The following is a 15,745-nucleotide window of genomic DNA, read 5'->3' on the forward strand; positions in this document are numbered from 1 at the left end:
AACCAACTGCTACTCCCATTCCTACTACCGTAGCGAATAAGGCAATTTGCCCAACCCCTGGGATAAAATATAGTGGAGCTGCTGCTGCCATAGCGAATTGCCCATCTGGATCTATATGCATAACTGGATTATTATCAGCATACGTATATCCATTTTGCGTAATTGGATCATCACTATCGCCTGGATCAGGGTCCACAGATAAGAACACACCATGCGTTGGATGATAATAACGTGTCATGAGATAGTACATACCGATTTCCTTATCATACATGTACCCCGCATAGCCAAACGGGTTATCTACCGCAATTCCTTGTGCTTCGTCCTTTAGCACGTTCCCCCACGCATCGTACTCGTACTTCGCAATCGCATTCCCGCTCGCATCCGTCATCGCAATGACATCACCATGCGGATTGTAGTGATAGTACAGCGTTTGTCCTTGTGACTTCATCGCCACACGAACACCACTCACTCCATATACATATTGACGAAGTACATTTCCGCTTGCGTCCGTTTCGTAAAGAACATTAATACTGTCACCATCATAATAATAACGAGTGGTTTGACCACTCACCATTTTTTCAATACGGCGTCCATCATCATCGTACTTGTACGTCGCATATGGTGTGCTTTCCCCTTGCTTTGTAATCGCCACAAGCTGGTCCGCTTCATTCCATGTATACGTGTACTTGCCGTCTGATGTACGATTTCCGTTCGCATCGTATGTCAGTGTTTCGCTACCAAACTTCGTAAGCTGGTTGCCTTCATTAAACTGCGCAGTAGTTGCATCCTCTGAACCCTTTTTCACACTTGTACGATTCCCAAACCCGTCATAGCTGTATGTTTGAATTGTACCATCTGCCAGTGTTTCTTGCTTTAATTGGTTAATAGAATCATACTCGTAAGCAACGGTTTGTTTCGTTACACCTGTCGTACGTTCTACACTTGTTCGGTTCCCGTTTGCGTCGTATTTGTATTGCTCAGCCAAGATAGGTGTCAAATCTTTTTTCCCAATGGTCAGGTCCGTCACCTTTTGCGTTTTGTCATACGTAAACAGTGCTGCTGTATCATTGCCAGATTGGTAACGGGACACGTTTCCAAATTCGTCATACTCAAAGTAATAGGACTTCCCGCCATCTACAATCTTTGTATTTTGGTTTAACGCATCGTATTCATAGCTCGTTGTATTTGTGGTTGTTCCATGCGTGAGCGTTTTATCTTTGAGTTTATGTGAATTTGGATGATATGACCATGCTACGCTGCCGCCTCGGTCGGTCATGCTGGTGATGCGGTTGCCTGTATCATATGCCTTATCACGTGTAATGCCATTGACAGAATCCGTTACCTTCGTTTCGTTGCCATTTGCGTCATATCCATACGAGAAGGCAACTGTTCCGTTACGTTTTGCTTCTGTGATACGATTCGCAGCGTCGTATGTCCATTCTAACAGACTGCCGGTTGGCATCTTGGTACTGATGCGGTTCGCGTTAACATCGTACGTATGCAAAATCTTACGCTGTAGCGCATCTTGGAATTCGGTAATCTTGTTATCTACGTCATAAGCATATTTCACCGTTTGTATACTCGTTCCGCTCGTAATGAGCTTCTCTGTCACATTGCTGTTGTCATCATACTTATACTCTACAGATGTACTATTTGGTAATGTTGTTTTTGTCAGCTGATGATCTAGATTATGCTCATATGATTTTGTGTTATTCTTTGGATCTGTTTCTGTTAACTTGTTGCCATACAAATCATACGTAAACGATGTTTTGTGATTTTCTTCATCATATGCTGCTGTGACATAGTTATATTTGGCATCATATTCGTTCTTGGTCAGTACATTTCCTTCTATAACGCGGACGTCGTCAAACCATACTTTCCCGATATTGTTTCCATTGAATACAGTGTGAACATCTAATCGTTGAATGGCTCCATGTGTAGAAGTCGGAATGACTACCGCACTACGATTCCAATCCTTTGTACCAATTGGGAATACAGCGTTATAATCTGCCTCTGCACCATCCGCATAAAAGGCATGCACCCAAATGGAATACCCATTGTTCATACCGTTGTCAATGGAATTCGTCACATTCTCCGCTTTCGACATGGCAGTGACGGTGACATCCTGTGCCTTTGTTTGCTTAAGATCGACTTGTTGGCGATAATGACAACTTGGTTCTGTCGTGCTCTTCCGTTCCATTTGAAGGCTAGTAGAACCTGCAAATCCCTCTCCTAGTGCGTCTTTTGGTGGGTTGCACACTGATGTCCAATTCTCAAGCTTCTCGTTGTTGTCGTATTCGAAACTGCTGTTAGCTACTGGGTTATACGAAGAAGAGACAGGTCCTTCTTCAAGCTGGATGTTATCGAACCATGCGCTTCCTCCTACCCCACTTCCGCTATGGTCCATTTCAAGGTATACCCGTACTTTTCGTGTTTCACTGCTCGTCGTAAATGTTAATTGACGCTTTGTCCGGTTCTGTTGCAAAGTTTCCGAAGACATAAAGAGATGGGGAATATTGTGGACCAGTTTTATGAAACTATTAATAATTCATGTAATGCGTTATACGTCGAAAAAACGAAGTTTGGTTGAGGACTTCGTTTTTGTTTGTATATAGCATGAACAGTTTCTATACCTTTAATAGTACGTGAGGCATGGCGAAGACTTTGAAATCCTAAAGAACGGGAGAATCGACGTTTCACATGTCGGTGATCTTGCTCAATGATATTATTGAGGTACTTGATTGTACGATGAAAGGTATTTTTGTAAAGACCTATCTCCTTTAATTTTTTGAATGCGGAAGCTAAAGAAGGGGCCTTATCTGTCGTCAGAACCGTTGGTTCTCCAAAAGTTCGAACAAGTCTTTTCATAAAAGCATATGCTGCTTGTGTGTCCCGTTTTTGACGAAGTTGAATATCAAGTGTTTGTCCCTCTTTATCAATTGCTCGATATAAATAACACCATTTCCCTTTCACCTTGATATAGGTTTCATCCAAACGCCAAGATAACAATGTGTTTTTGTTTTTCTTCTTCCAAATGTGATAGATAAGATTTCCATATTCATGAACCCAGCGCATGATAGTTGTTGGATGAATAGAAATACCACGTTCTTTGAGAATTTCAGACACATCGCGATAACTTAAAGAAAAACGACAATAGTAGCCAACGGCTATTAAAATAATATCCTTCTTGAACTGTTTCCCTTTAAAATATCCCATCTGTGATTCTCCTTGTTTTCTTTTTCGAAAGTGTAGCTTAGTTTAGAAAACTTTGCAACAGAACCACTCGGCTTCTGTAGCCTTTTTTCGAACTGTATTTACTACACTTCTACAAGCTAAAATTGGAGGGTTATCTAAGATTTCTCATTCTCTTTCTGCTTACTTTGAGCGTATTCGTATCCTTGATTCTACAACCTTTCAAGTTCCAGATCGATTCGCATCTACTTATCCTGGTGCCGGAGGATGTAGTCATAAAGCTGGTGTAAAAATCCAACTAGAGTATGACTTGTTGAGTGGAGAATTTTCTGATGTGAAAATTGAACCAGGAAAACGAAGTGATCAGGCGTATGGTGCGACTCGAACAGGCATGATACAAAAGAATGAGCTGTATATTCGTGACTTAGGATATTTTCGTCTACAAGACTTTAAGTCTATTCAAGACAAGCAGGGGTATTATTTATCCCGTCTTAAGTTACCAACTAAAATATATAGAAAAGAGTTCGAAACAGTGGTATTTAAAACAAAATCCTCTCAATTGAAACCGGTATATATACAAATTCATTTAGAAGACATTATGAAACAACTACAACCTGGCCAAGTGTATGAATTACACGATGTATATGTAGGGAGTAAAGACAAACTGCCTACTCGTATTGTAGTTTATAGGTGTACCGAGGAGCAAAAACAGAAACGCCTACGTGACCGAGCTATTCGCGAAAAGAAAAAAGGAATTACATATACAGAGCGCACGAAGCTTTTACAAGGTATTACGGTATATATGACAAACATTCCTACGGAATGGGTTCCAAAAGAGAAAATCTATGATTTATATTCATTACGTTGGCAAATTGAGCTGTTATTTAAAATATGGAAATCTTGGTTTCAAATTCATCGTTGTAAATCTATTAAACAAGAGCGATTAGAATGTCATCTTTATGGGCAACTCATTAGTATTCTATTATGTTCTTCTACTATGTTTAAAATGCGAGAACTCCTATTACGTAAGAAACAGAAAGAGCTAAGTGAATATAAAGCGATGTACATAATTAAGGATTATTTTTTACTTTTTTACCAAGCATTACACAAAAACACCCAAGAATTATCAAAGGTTCTCCTTCGTCTGTTTAACCTCCTACAGCACAACGGACGAAAATCTCATCGATACGAGAAAAAGACAGTCTTTGATATTTTGGGTGTTGTTTATGAGTATACCACTTCTACTCATCAGGTAGCATAGTAAAAAAATTGAAACCCGTCAGGGTTTATTTGATATGCCCACTTTTATAAAATCTACAAAAGATAATAAAAAACTATATGGAAAGACCGCATTTTGTTTGAAAATATACCTTAAGTTGATGGATGTGTGACGATACCCCTAAATGTAGATTGCTATTTTTTGGTGGGTTTGTTTATTAATCATTAAGGTACGTGAAATTATTATATTGATAGTAAAAAAAGCTCCTTGTATGGCGGAGCCTTTAATTTCTCTATTTAACTTGGTATTGTTGCTAGTTTATGTGGTCTTTTATTGGAAAAAAATATCCGTGACGCAATAAAATATTCCCCCAAAACAATCGTCTGAGGGAACACAAGCCGATAAGCTAACTTTTCCATATATATTTCACGAAAAGCTTCTGTATATTGGTAAAGTGATATCTACAATAGTGCCCTTGTTGATTTCACTTGTGATGTTCATACTACCATGGTGATCTTTTATAATTTTGTTACTAACCAGTAAACCTAATCCTGTGCCTTTCTCTTTTGTGGTGTAAAAAGGTTCTCCTAGTCTGGCCAGCAGCTCCGGAGAAATGCCACAGCCGTTATCAGAAAAACGAATAAGGACTTGGTTGTCACTTAAAAGTCTTGTTTGAATACTGATTTTACCATTTGATGAAATAGCATCCAGGGAATTCTTAATGATGTTGATAAATACTTGTTTTAATTGATTTTCTTCACAATTGATTGCAACATGTGTGCTTTCAAGTTGTTTCATCATTTCAATATTTTTTAAATTAGCTTCAGATTCAAGAAATTTCACAACATTTACAATGATATTGTCCAATATAATCGGCTTCACATGAAGATTTTGTGGCTTCGCCAAGACAAGTAGCTCACTCACGATAAAGTTGATTCGCTCTAACTCTGACAACATAATCTCAGTAAAATCGGGATTCCCTGATATTTCTGGTTGTAAATACTGAATAAAGCCCTTTATCGAAGTAAGAGGATTTCTGATTTCGTGTGCAATACTTGCAGCCAGTTCTCCGATAACTGACATCTTTTCTGTTCTCATAAGAAGGACTTCGTTTTGTTTCATCTCAGTAATATCTCGTGTAATGTTGAAAAAGTGACGACATTCGCCATCTATGCCGAAAAAAGGTATTCCTCTTGATTCCAAATAAACCGAGTTTTCATTATCAAGCTTGTATCGATATTCACAGATAATAGGTGCTTTTGCTTTTAGCATATATGAAAATCGTTCACAGACGAAAGGAGCATCGTCTGGATGGATATTTTCAAAGAGAATTCGATCACTGCCTAGTTTTTTCATATGTGATGGTGAGCTATAAGATACGTCCCCATTTTGGTTAATTACAGAAATGAAGTCTACTGTATTTTCAGCAATGAACCTGTATTGTTCCTCGCTTTTCCTTAAAGCTTCTTCTGATTGTTTTCGTTCTGTAATATTACGTGAAACGATTAGGTAACTCTCTATCTCAGAGTTCTCGGATAAGATCGGTACACAACGCGACTCTAAATAAACCCACGATCCATTTTTATGTTTTAATCTCACTTCTATTTGAAAAATTTTCTTATGGATAGAAATTGATTGACGAAGTTCTACTATTATTTTCACATCATCAGGATGAATAAAATCAAAAGTATCCGCCTGAAGATATTCATCTAAGGTATATCCTAAGTGAATTTCTATAGATGGCGATACAAATATTTTTTTCATGTTCACATCATATGTACTTATAATGTCGTTCGTATTTTCTACTAGTATCCGGTATTGAGCCTCACTCTCTAGCAATGCTTCTTTAGCCATTTTTTGATCTGTAATATCTCTGGCGATAACAGAAGTACCTACGATGTTTCCTGTGGTATCTCGAATATAGGACCCTGTTAGAGATACATGAACAATCTTACCGTCTTTTCGTTTACGAATAGTCTCATACCCCGAAATTTTCTCTCCAGAAAATTTAATCGGATGAAAGATTTCTTTCGTCTCGTTTATTATCTGTTCAGGCACCAGGCAGTAAGGATCATTTAGTAGGTCTTCATATGTCCATCCATAAATTTTTTCAAAGGCATTATTTACGATAAGTAAATTTCCCTGCATGTCTCTAATGGAAATAGCGTCAGTTGTGGTTTCGACAAGAGACTGAAGTAGTTCTTGCATGTGGATATGCTTTTTACTTAGATTTATTCGTAGAGTCTCTTTATCCATAATTTATCTGTAGTAGGGATAGTATATAAAACGTACAAACCCCTTACTACATTACACCTCCATCGTGTTATATGCTTTTTTACATCTAATACGTTAGTTTTTATTTATTTTTATGATATTCAACTAAAGCATCCGTTAGTTCTATAAGCATTTATACAAAAATTCAAAATATAATTGTCAGAACTCTATAATACTTCAATAAATAAACTTATTCCAAAAAGTCATAATGCTAGACCTAGTATTATATTATGACAAACAAAAAGAAGTATCAATGGTCCGTCATTCAGTTCGAAGACTAGAAAAATTAGGGTATTCTGTATCGATCGAAGAAGTCTCTTAATCCATAAACCACTAATATAATTTTTTACTGTTGGACGCTTTTTAAAAATAAAATAAAGACGTCTTCTTTAGTTATGCACTTTTTTAAATTAATACCGTGAGGTTTTTTCATGGTATTTGAATATGAAAATCAACAATCTACTTTAACAGAGCCTATCATTAAAATAACTGAAGTATACTAAAAACCCATAATCCCCCTCTATCATCCTCTAAAACGAGTTTTAACTTATTTAAGACTTATAATATAGAGCAAGTGCGTTTTGTTCGTTATAGGCGAATTTGAAAGGTCAATTTTCTATAAGAATTAAATTTTCGGAACAAAAATGGAAATACTTTACTAAAAGAGAAAGAAGTGTAGCTTTTGAATAAAGTTTGATTAAATTAACTTAATAAACCTTGATAAAAGAGCAAATAGAAAAAGCGTGTTTTAAAAAAAGATTGATCAAAACACGCTTTTTCTATATTCAATTGAATCATCCTTTTATAAAAAAGTTTGATAATTTTTGTGATCCTTGCTCAATTAAAGTTCCCGATTGTGGAAGACTTAAGTATTATGTTTTGTTTAACTAACGTACCCAATAGCTTAAGTACAATTCTCCACATTATACTTATAAGTTTTAAACAAACGTTTATTTAAGTTGATTTTTCATTTTGTTAAAGCAAATAATAGAATTTTTCCTCTAATTTCGTCCTAAGTTAATACCAAAATTCTCTAGGTTCTAGTCACCTTTATCTAATCTGTATTTTCTAATAATGGCCTAAGGAGATACGGCCATATGGTTGGCAATCTTTTCATGTTTTGGGCTATGGTTTACTGCAGACGTTGAATCAACCAATAAAATGCTAAAACAAAAATAAGGCAAGACGTTGAGATCATCATTTTACGATACCATGAGAACCTGCGCAGCCAAAACAAGAGAGGCAGTAATAGACACAGTAGCATGAACTGACCTGTTTCCACGCCTAAATTAAACGAAAGGAGTGTGCCAATCAGATTGTCCTTTGGAAGTCCCGTTTCAGCCAAAGCCCCGGCGAAACCCATACCGTGAATCAGGCCAAATAAGGCCGTCAATAGCCACCGCCATTTCGCCTTTTGAACAAATATATTTTCCACTGCCACATAACAGATCGTCAGGGCAATCAAGGCTTCGACCCAATGCGAACTGACCTGAATACGGTCGGTAGCCACCAAGAACAGTGTAATGCTGTGGGCGATTGTAAAAGCAGTAACAATTTTCAACGCATCCTTGAAGCGAGTTGCGATTAATACTAATGATACCAAAAACAACAAATGATCGTACCCGGTCAAAATGTGTTCGATTCCAAGTACAAAGTATTTCCATAGGACGGATTCACTTTCAGGCTGAGCAATGGTGATCTGAACATCTCTTTTTTTCGTATCAAGAATATCCTGATAGAAATATTCCCCTGAATGGACCAAGAGTACATTCGTATGAAGAGGCGAATCTTCAAACACCAGATTGTAATGAAGATCAAATTGTTCGATCGCTTCATCGGCGGTGAACTTTAGTTTAAATATTACGCCGATCTCGGAACCCCTTTCTGCCATGTTCATCGAAAGCAATTCCATCGTTAAGGGCTTCGAATCCACATCTATACGAAGATCTTTCTGTAATACCGATTCGATTCTTTCTTTCTGCGAGGACAGTTCCTCGTTCTCCAGATATTTATCCTTGTTGGTATCAAATTGTTCTAGCATGTCTATTTGATCAAGAAAAAGTTCATAGTCAATCGTTTTCCCTTTAATGTATAACTTCGAGTAACCCATACTTTTGACGGTTCTGTTGCAAAGTTTTCTAAACTAAGCTACACTTTCGAAAAAGAAAACAAGGAGAATCACAGATGGGATATTTTAAAGGGAAACAGTTCAAGAAGGATATTATTTTAATAGCCGTTGGCTACTATTGTCGTTTTTCTTTAAGTTATCGCGATGTGTCTGAAATTCTCAAAGAACGTGGTATTTCTATTCATCCAACAACTATCATGCGCTGGGTTCATGAATATGGAAATCTTATCTATCACATTTGGAAGAAGAAAAACAAAAACACATTGTTATCTTGGCGTTTGGATGAAACCTATATCAAGGTGAAAGGGAAATGGTGTTATTTATATCGAGCAATTGATAAAGAGGGACAAACACTTGATATTCAACTTCGTCAAAAACGGGACACACAAGCAGCATATGCTTTTATGAAAAGACTTGTTCGAACTTTTGGAGAACCAACGGTTCTGACGACAGATAAGGCCCCTTCTTTAGCTTCCGCATTCAAAAAATTAAAGGAGATAGGTCTTTACAAAAATACCTTTCATCGTACAATCAAGTACCTCAATAATATCATTGAGCAAGATCACCGACATGTGAAACGTCGATTCTCCCGTTCTTTAGGATTTCAAAGTCTTCGCCATGCCTCACGTACTATTAAAGGTATAGAAACTGTTCATGCTATATACAAACAAAAACGAAGTCCTCAACCAAACTTCGTTTTTTCGACGTATAACGCATTACATGAATTATTAATAGTTTCATAAAACTGGTCCACAATATTCCCCATCTCTTTATGTCTTCGGAAACTTTGCAACAGAACCCAACTTTGCATATTGACCAATATAGCGGGAAAGTGCTGGCAGATTTGCGTTTTAAGGATTATGGAATTCTGGCCAAAGCAATTTCTATCGGAGTGGCATTACATGAAGGGCATTACTTTGGCCTAGCAAACCAATTGTTAGATCTCATTATCTGTCTTGGCTTAATTGGGATTTCTTTGACAGGTGTTATGATGTGGTGGAAACGTAAGCCATCTGGTACGTTGGGTGCTCCTTCTTTACCAAAAAACTTCAAATTAATGAAAGGTACAGCAGTTCTTATTATTGTACTAGGTATTGTGTTCCCGTTAGTGGGTGCTTCATTACTTGCTGCTCTTGTACTGGATTGGTTGATAATAAAGAGAATACCATCTGTAAAAAAATGGGTTGGATAATAAATTATAGTTTACTATTTTAGAGTACTTATAGAGTAAAGGGGGTTCTGGTGCAAAAAATTTATCAAACTTGGACATACTAATACTACTAATCTAAAAAGGATGTGGATGATGTATGTCTAAGCGGTTCTGGTGCGAAAACTTCAAGATAATTGCAAGTAATCTCTAAATCTTGGACATACTGATACTATTACTCTAAAAAAGGTGCGTGATCAGTATGGAAAAGCGAAATTTATTCAAGTGGAAGCATTATCATCATGATATTATTTTGCAAACAGTAAGATGGTACCTACGGTACAACTTGAGCTTTCGTGATTTGGTGGAAATGATGGAGGAACGGGGCTTATCCGTTGCTCATACAACGATTATGCGTTGGTTTCATCAGTATGGTCCTGAATTAGACAAAAGAATCCGTCGTCATCTCAAGCAAACCAATGACTCTTGGAGAGTCGATGAAACATATATCAAAGTAAAAAGTCAATGGATGTACCTGTATCGTGCTGTCGATTCGAAAGGAAATACCATCGATTTTTACCTAAGCAAAGCAAGAAACCACAAGGCTGCAAAGCGATTCTTCAAGAAAGCTTTGCAGTCTTTTCATATTTCTGAGCCTCGTGTCGTGACAGTAGATAAGAATCCAGCTTATCCTATAGCAGTTGAAGAATTGAGAAAAGAAAAAAAGATGCCATTAGGCATCCAACTAAGGCAAGTGAAATATCTCAATAACATAGTGGAACAAGATCATCGGTTTATTAAAAAGCGAGTTCGTTCGATGTTAGGATTGAAATCCTTTCGCACAGCTACATCCATTATTTCTGGAATAGAAGCTATGCATATGGTAAAAAAAGGGCAACCTGTTTTACTGGACAAGTCTGTCCAAAATCAAGTGAAGTTCATCCATCAACTATTTGGAATTGCTGCTTAAGACTAGATTCCACTAGGAAACTTTTCACCTCTTTATATCTTTCCTAAGTATTTGCACCAGAACCCTTAAAATGTTGTTCAACCACATTCAACTAATTTTTTAAAGGCGATAAATGAAACCTTCGGAAAGCTCCTTTTATGTTGTTCGTCGATAATAGGCAAAAAAAATCATCGTGGCACCCAAGATAGCACAAATCATATACATAAATGAGTATGAAGAAAAATCCGCTATTGGTCCCATAATAACACTACCTAGCGAAACACCTAAATCAGCCATGGCAATAAATAAACCAATTAACACATTACGATTCTTTTGTGGCAAGACAAAAGTCAAATACGTTGTTAATGCCGGATAGAGAAGTGCCTGAGGTATTCCCATTAAAATTGCACCCATATAGAGAAAAACTGCACCACCCGTTATAGAAAAGCTTACACACTGTGCAGCTATTGCTAAAAGAAGCATAGTCCCCATAACAAAAGACGCATGCCATTTACCGTCTGAAGGAATCTTTTTTCTTAAAGCAAAACGAACAAAGACAACAGTACCTGCCTGAAGCATGAGATAAATTCCAGCATTACCACTTTTTAATTGTGTAGCGTATAGTGGTATAAAGGTTGTAATAGCTCCAAATACAATTGAAGCAACTAACATCAACACACTGCATTTGAATAAAATTGGATTTTTTATTAACTGCGTAAAAGATTTAAGGATACTTACTTCTTGCTCAGTACTCTCTGAAACAGGTTGATTCGTTCTTTTTTCCATTTTAGCACTATAGCCAAACATCGCTGTAGAGATAGCAATCGTTATTAGTACCACTGTAAAATAATCCATTCCTCCAGCCTCCCAAATGCTGTATGCTACTACGGGCCCAATAATACCTGGCATATTAGCAAATAAAGAGTAAAGTGAAATTCCCTGAGAACGATCCTTCTCTGGCAGCGCATCAATTATACCCATCTGTAATGCCATTGAGAAGAAAGCTGTCGAAACTCCTTGTAATATACGAGCAATTAAAAATCCCTCTATCCCAGTAATCGTATACAGTATTAAAGCAAAACCATTGAGAATGAGAATAATACGTAATATTTTTATCGGGCCTTGCTGTTGAATAATATGGCCTGCCCACGGGCGAAAGAACATAGTTGTAAATAAATACCCTCCCATAATCAAACCAATTGTTGTATTGTTCGCCCCTAATATCTTCCCTTGTAAAGGAATAATAACGTTTAATATGGCATTAGCACTAAAATAAAGAAAAACTAATATATATAAACGCAGAAAAGGCCAAGACATAGCTCCATTCACAATTTCTCCTCCTAATTCTATAACTCTGAATACTGCAGCGTACTCTTTTCATACCTACGAATAATGAGGCATACTTTTCGTGGATAATATCAAAACGTTACTACCATCCCCAGTAATTTCCTTGCATATTCTGAACGAACATCCTTTAATTGTTCAATCTGGGTTATTTCTTCAATCTGACCATCTTTAAAGATTATAATTCTATCGCAGATATAGGCAGCAGCCTGAACATCATGTGTTATAAAAATATAACTCATATCATAAATCTTTCTGAGTTTCTTTAATAATTCAAGCACTTGTTTTTGAACAGATACATCTAAAGAGCTGATTGCTTCATCTAATAAAATGCATTTGGGTTCTGTTGAGATGGCTCTTGCGATACATACTCTCTGAATCTCCCCTCCTGATAACTCATGAGGGTATTTCTTTCTATAGGACGGCTTTAACCCAACTTGATTTAATAGATTATCAATCTTGCTATTGTATTCTTTTCGATCCTTTTTTTGAGTTTTTAATGGCTCCATAATTGCTTCTTCAACAGTAAAAAATGGATTAATTGAAGAAGTATAGTCTTGAAAGACAGCACTAATATTACCTAGCCTCACTGTTCTGTCCTCTACACGCTTTCCCTCAAATAAAACTGTTCCACAATCAGGTTTTTCAATTCCTAATATCAAACGTCCTAACGTTGATTTACCACTGCCACTTTCTCCGATGATACCGAGGCATTCGCCATTTCTGCACTCAAAACTAACTTTTTTCAAGATTTTCTGCTTTTCTCTAGAAAAGAACCCACCTTTATTATAGGATTTCTCAACTCGATAAACTTTCAACAATTAGAACCCCTCCCCACTATTTTCTTAAAATTATTACTCAGTGCTAATCTAGTGGATACTAAATATCTTGTATATTCATGTTGTGCCTCTGAAAAGATGGTTTGGATATCTCCTCTTTCAATAACTCTCCCATCCTTCATCACCAAAACGTTATCGGCAATTTTTTTTACAACACCTAAGTCGTGGGAAACAAAAATCATCGAACAACCCATTCTTTCCCTTAATGTCATAAATTGTTCAACGACCTCAAATTGTGAAATTGTATCTAGTGCTGTGGTCGGCTCATCAGCAATGATAATGTCGGGCTCTAATACTAATGCCAACGCAATCATAATTCGTTGCAGCATTCCACCCGATAGCTGGTATGGATACTTATTCATAATCTCTATCGGATCTTTCAACATGACACTTTCCATGGCATATTTCATTTTCCACTCTATTTTTCTGTTATCCCAACCAAAATGTTGAGCAAGTGTTTCTCTTACATGGACACCAATCACACAGGAAGGATTAAATGCACTCATGCCATTTTGCAGAATCATACAAAGGTTTTTTCCCCTTTTCTTTCTCATCTCTTTCTCAGAAAGACTATTTAAGTTTTCTCCTTTAAATAGAATATCTCCCGATTGATGAATCCAAGATTTATTCAATCTCATAATTGACCTACAAGTTATAGATTTACCACTGCCACTTTCTCCCACGATCGCCAGGCAACTTCCATATTTTAAATGAAATGAGCTATTATGAATGATCACTCTACCAGTGTTGTTATCCCAGATTCTCAAGTTTTTGACTTCTAACAGATTCATAGATTTATTTTGCCACCTCTTTTTCTTTGAACTTATCTTTAAAGGTGATCCCGTTTTCTCGAGCATGATTATTAGAAGCTCTTAATTTAGGATCTAAAGCAATCTGAAGTGCATCCGATAAAAAATTAAAAGCCGATACCAAAGTAATAATAGCTAACCCAGGCGCTAACATTAGCTCAGGCTTTGAGAACATAATCTTTCTCGCCTCATTTAGCATCATTCCCCATTCGGCATTTGGAGCTTGAACTCCTAAACCTAGAAATGAAAAACCAGATATTTGTAAAATCATTGAACCAATAGAGCTACTTGAGATAACCGCTATATCAGGCAATGCAACAGGAACAATATGCTTACATATAATTTGTATATCACTAATACCAGATGCTTTAGAAAATTTCACATAGTTTAACTCCGAATATTGCATAACAGATGTTCTAATTACTCGAGCAAACCATGCCCATTTGATTAAAATAAACGCAATTAGTATATTCTTAAAACCCACGCCTAGAATCCCCACAACTGCCAATGCCATAACATACCCTGGAAAAGAAAGCATAATATCACAAAACCTCATAATAAAAGCATCTACTCGTCCTCTAAAGTAACCGGCTATGAGGCCTAAAATAGTTCCAATTAAAACAATTATCAATAACGCAACTAAAACCCATAGAATGCTAGGACGAATTCCATAAATTAGTCTAGATAAGACACATCTCCCTAAGTGATCATTACCGAATAGGTATTCCCACGATGGGGTTGCATACCGAAGTCCCATATTTACTTCCTCGGGATCATGTGGCGCAAGTAAAGGGGCAAATATACCAGCAACAATTGTCACAACAATGACTACCAAAGATATAATGGCTAACTTATCTTCCCTTAAATATTTTAATATTTTCACTTATAGATCATTCCTTAATTTAGGATTCATTACAGCATTTATAATGTCGGAAATCATATTAAACAACACAAATGCTACCGCTAGTATGAGTACATACGCTTGGATGACCGGTAAATCTCTACTTAGAATAGATTTAACACTCAGACTTCCTAATCCCGGCCATGCAAACATATTTTCTATCACTACTGTGCTTCCCAATATAATAGGGATAGACATACAAAATATTGAAACGGCAACTTGCAATGAATTTCTTAAAACATGTATAATAATTTTCCTCTCTGTTAAGCCGCACGCTCTTCCATACAGTACATAATCTTCATTTAGATTATTTAACATCGAACTTCTAACAGTTCGAAAATAAATGCCTGTATAACTTACCGTGATGACAATAACCGGAAGAATATAACTTTTATACGAATCCATCCCGCTTGTTGGTAGTAGGTCTAATTTTACAGAAAAATACCAAATCATAATAGCGGCAAGCAAGTATGGCGGCATTGCTGTTAGAAAGAATAAAATCCCTCTTACTGATTTATCAATTACCCTTCCTTCTTTCATTGCACAGATCACACCTAATAATATTGACAAAATAATAATGGAAACAGATGACACTAAGGTTAGTTTTAATGTATTTAGAAAGGCTGGCCCTATTAATGACCAAACTGGTTTTCCTGTGACGTATGAATTCCCAAAATCTAATTGCAAGCAGGCAATGGTCCAATGTAAATATTGTTCTATAAATGGTTTATCCAGCCCTAACTTCTCTTTCGTTTGCGCAATTAATTCATCTGTTATTTCTGGAATATCTTGTGCACGTAGTACCATTTCGGCTGGATCTAAAGGGGAAAGATTAATTAAAAAAAACGTTGCCAATGAAATAACTAAAAGTAAAGGAATGGATATTAATAGCCTTTTAATAATATAGATTCCCATAGAAAACCTCCTTTGAATAAAAAATATC

General features: G+C 36.6%; 11 protein-coding genes and 2 pseudogenes. 4 read left to right on the plus strand and 9 right to left on the minus strand.

Annotated features, from left to right (window positions below; genetic code table 11):
• Window positions 1-82 precede the first annotated feature (82 nt).
• Window positions 83-2,470, minus strand: a pseudogene (locus NKR74_RS13245) (RHS repeat domain-containing protein); the annotation flags it as partial.
• 59 nt (window positions 2,471-2,529) lie between these two features.
• Window positions 2,530-3,216, minus strand: a complete 687-nt coding sequence (locus NKR74_RS13250; RefSeq protein ID WP_253629860.1) for an IS6 family transposase — start codon at window positions 3,214-3,216, stop codon at window positions 2,530-2,532.
• 64 nt (window positions 3,217-3,280) lie between these two features.
• Between NKR74_RS13250 and NKR74_RS13255 the strand changes: the two are divergent.
• A pseudogene (locus tag NKR74_RS13255) lies at window positions 3,281-4,453 on the plus strand (IS4 family transposase); the annotation flags it as partial.
• Between the two features lie 384 nt (window positions 4,454-4,837).
• Here NKR74_RS13255 and NKR74_RS13260 read toward each other — a convergent pair.
• Entirely contained in the window at window positions 4,838-6,619 is a 1,782-nt protein-coding gene (locus tag NKR74_RS13260) for a PAS domain-containing sensor histidine kinase (RefSeq protein WP_253629861.1), read from the minus strand.
• A gap of 1,198 nt (window positions 6,620-7,817) precedes the next feature.
• Window positions 7,818-8,726 (minus strand): HupE/UreJ family protein, encoded by a 909-nt coding sequence (locus tag NKR74_RS13265; RefSeq protein ID WP_253629862.1) that lies wholly within the window; start codon window positions 8,724-8,726, stop codon window positions 7,818-7,820.
• A gap of 143 nt (window positions 8,727-8,869) precedes the next feature.
• On the opposite strand from NKR74_RS13265, the gene NKR74_RS13270 reads away from it, so the two are divergent.
• The 3 genes from NKR74_RS13270 to NKR74_RS13280 all read left to right on the plus strand — a co-directional run bounded on the left by NKR74_RS13270 (window position 8,870) and on the right by NKR74_RS13280 (window position 10,930).
• Window positions 8,870-9,556, plus strand: a complete 687-nt coding sequence (locus NKR74_RS13270) for an IS6 family transposase (protein WP_253629860.1) — start codon at window positions 8,870-8,872, stop codon at window positions 9,554-9,556.
• A 62-nt stretch (window positions 9,557-9,618) separates the two neighbouring features.
• The gene (locus NKR74_RS13275; RefSeq protein WP_253629863.1) at window positions 9,619-10,005 is read left to right on the plus strand and encodes a PepSY domain-containing protein; all 387 of its coding nucleotides are present in this window, start codon (window positions 9,619-9,621) and stop codon (window positions 10,003-10,005) included.
• A gap of 217 nt (window positions 10,006-10,222) precedes the next feature.
• Window positions 10,223-10,930, plus strand: a complete 708-nt coding sequence (locus NKR74_RS13280) for an IS6 family transposase (RefSeq protein WP_253629864.1) — start codon at window positions 10,223-10,225, stop codon at window positions 10,928-10,930.
• A 135-nt stretch (window positions 10,931-11,065) separates the two neighbouring features.
• On the opposite strand, the gene cntE is transcribed toward NKR74_RS13280, so the two are convergent.
• From cntE to opp1B, 5 genes are all read right to left on the minus strand, one after another.
• A complete protein-coding gene (cntE, locus tag NKR74_RS13285) occupies window positions 11,066-12,238 on the minus strand; it encodes a staphylopine family metallophore export MFS transporter CntE (RefSeq protein WP_253629865.1) in 1,173 nt (390 codons plus the stop codon).
• Between the two features lie 89 nt (window positions 12,239-12,327).
• Window positions 12,328-13,074, minus strand: a complete 747-nt coding sequence (locus tag NKR74_RS13290) for an ABC transporter ATP-binding protein (RefSeq protein WP_253629866.1) — start codon at window positions 13,072-13,074, stop codon at window positions 12,328-12,330.
• Complete coding sequence (gene cntD / locus NKR74_RS13295) at window positions 13,068-13,883, minus strand: staphylopine uptake ABC transporter ATP-binding protein CntD (protein ID WP_253629867.1); 816 nt, start codon at window positions 13,881-13,883, stop codon at window positions 13,068-13,070. The genes NKR74_RS13290 and cntD overlap by 7 nt, the downstream gene beginning before the upstream one ends.
• Before the next feature lie 4 nt (window positions 13,884-13,887).
• Window positions 13,888-14,784 (minus strand): staphylopine uptake ABC transporter permease subunit CntC, encoded by an 897-nt coding sequence (gene cntC / locus NKR74_RS13300; RefSeq protein WP_253629868.1) that lies wholly within the window; start codon window positions 14,782-14,784, stop codon window positions 13,888-13,890.
• On the minus strand, window positions 14,785-15,717 hold the full coding sequence (gene opp1B / locus NKR74_RS13305; protein WP_253629869.1) for a nickel/cobalt ABC transporter permease: 933 nt from the start codon (window positions 15,715-15,717) through the stop codon (window positions 14,785-14,787).
• Window positions 15,718-15,745 lie beyond the last annotated feature (28 nt).

It is taken from the genome of Bacillus sp. 3103sda1 (assembly GCF_024159135.1).
GTDB classification, from domain to species: Bacteria; Bacillota; Bacilli; order Bacillales; family Bacillaceae_G; genus Bacillus_A; species Bacillus_A rhizoplanae.

Coding starts and splice junctions, on each gene's coding strand:
- NKR74_RS13250 (WP_253629860.1), bottom strand. CDS start 3,216: ATGGGATATTTTAAAGGGAAACAGTTCAAGAAGGATATTATTTTAATA.
- NKR74_RS13260 (WP_253629861.1), bottom strand. CDS start 6,619: ATGCAAGAACTACTTCAGTCTCTTGTCGAAACCACAACTGACGCTATT.
- NKR74_RS13265 (WP_253629862.1), bottom strand. CDS start 8,726: ATGCTAGAACAATTTGATACCAACAAGGATAAATATCTGGAGAACGAG.
- NKR74_RS13270 (WP_253629860.1), top strand. CDS start 8,870: ATGGGATATTTTAAAGGGAAACAGTTCAAGAAGGATATTATTTTAATA.
- NKR74_RS13280 (WP_253629864.1), top strand. CDS start 10,223: ATGGAAAAGCGAAATTTATTCAAGTGGAAGCATTATCATCATGATATT.
- cntD (WP_253629867.1), bottom strand. CDS start 13,883: ATGAATCTGTTAGAAGTCAAAAACTTGAGAATCTGGGATAACAACACT.
- opp1B (WP_253629869.1), bottom strand. CDS start 15,717: ATGGGAATCTATATTATTAAAAGGCTATTAATATCCATTCCTTTACTT.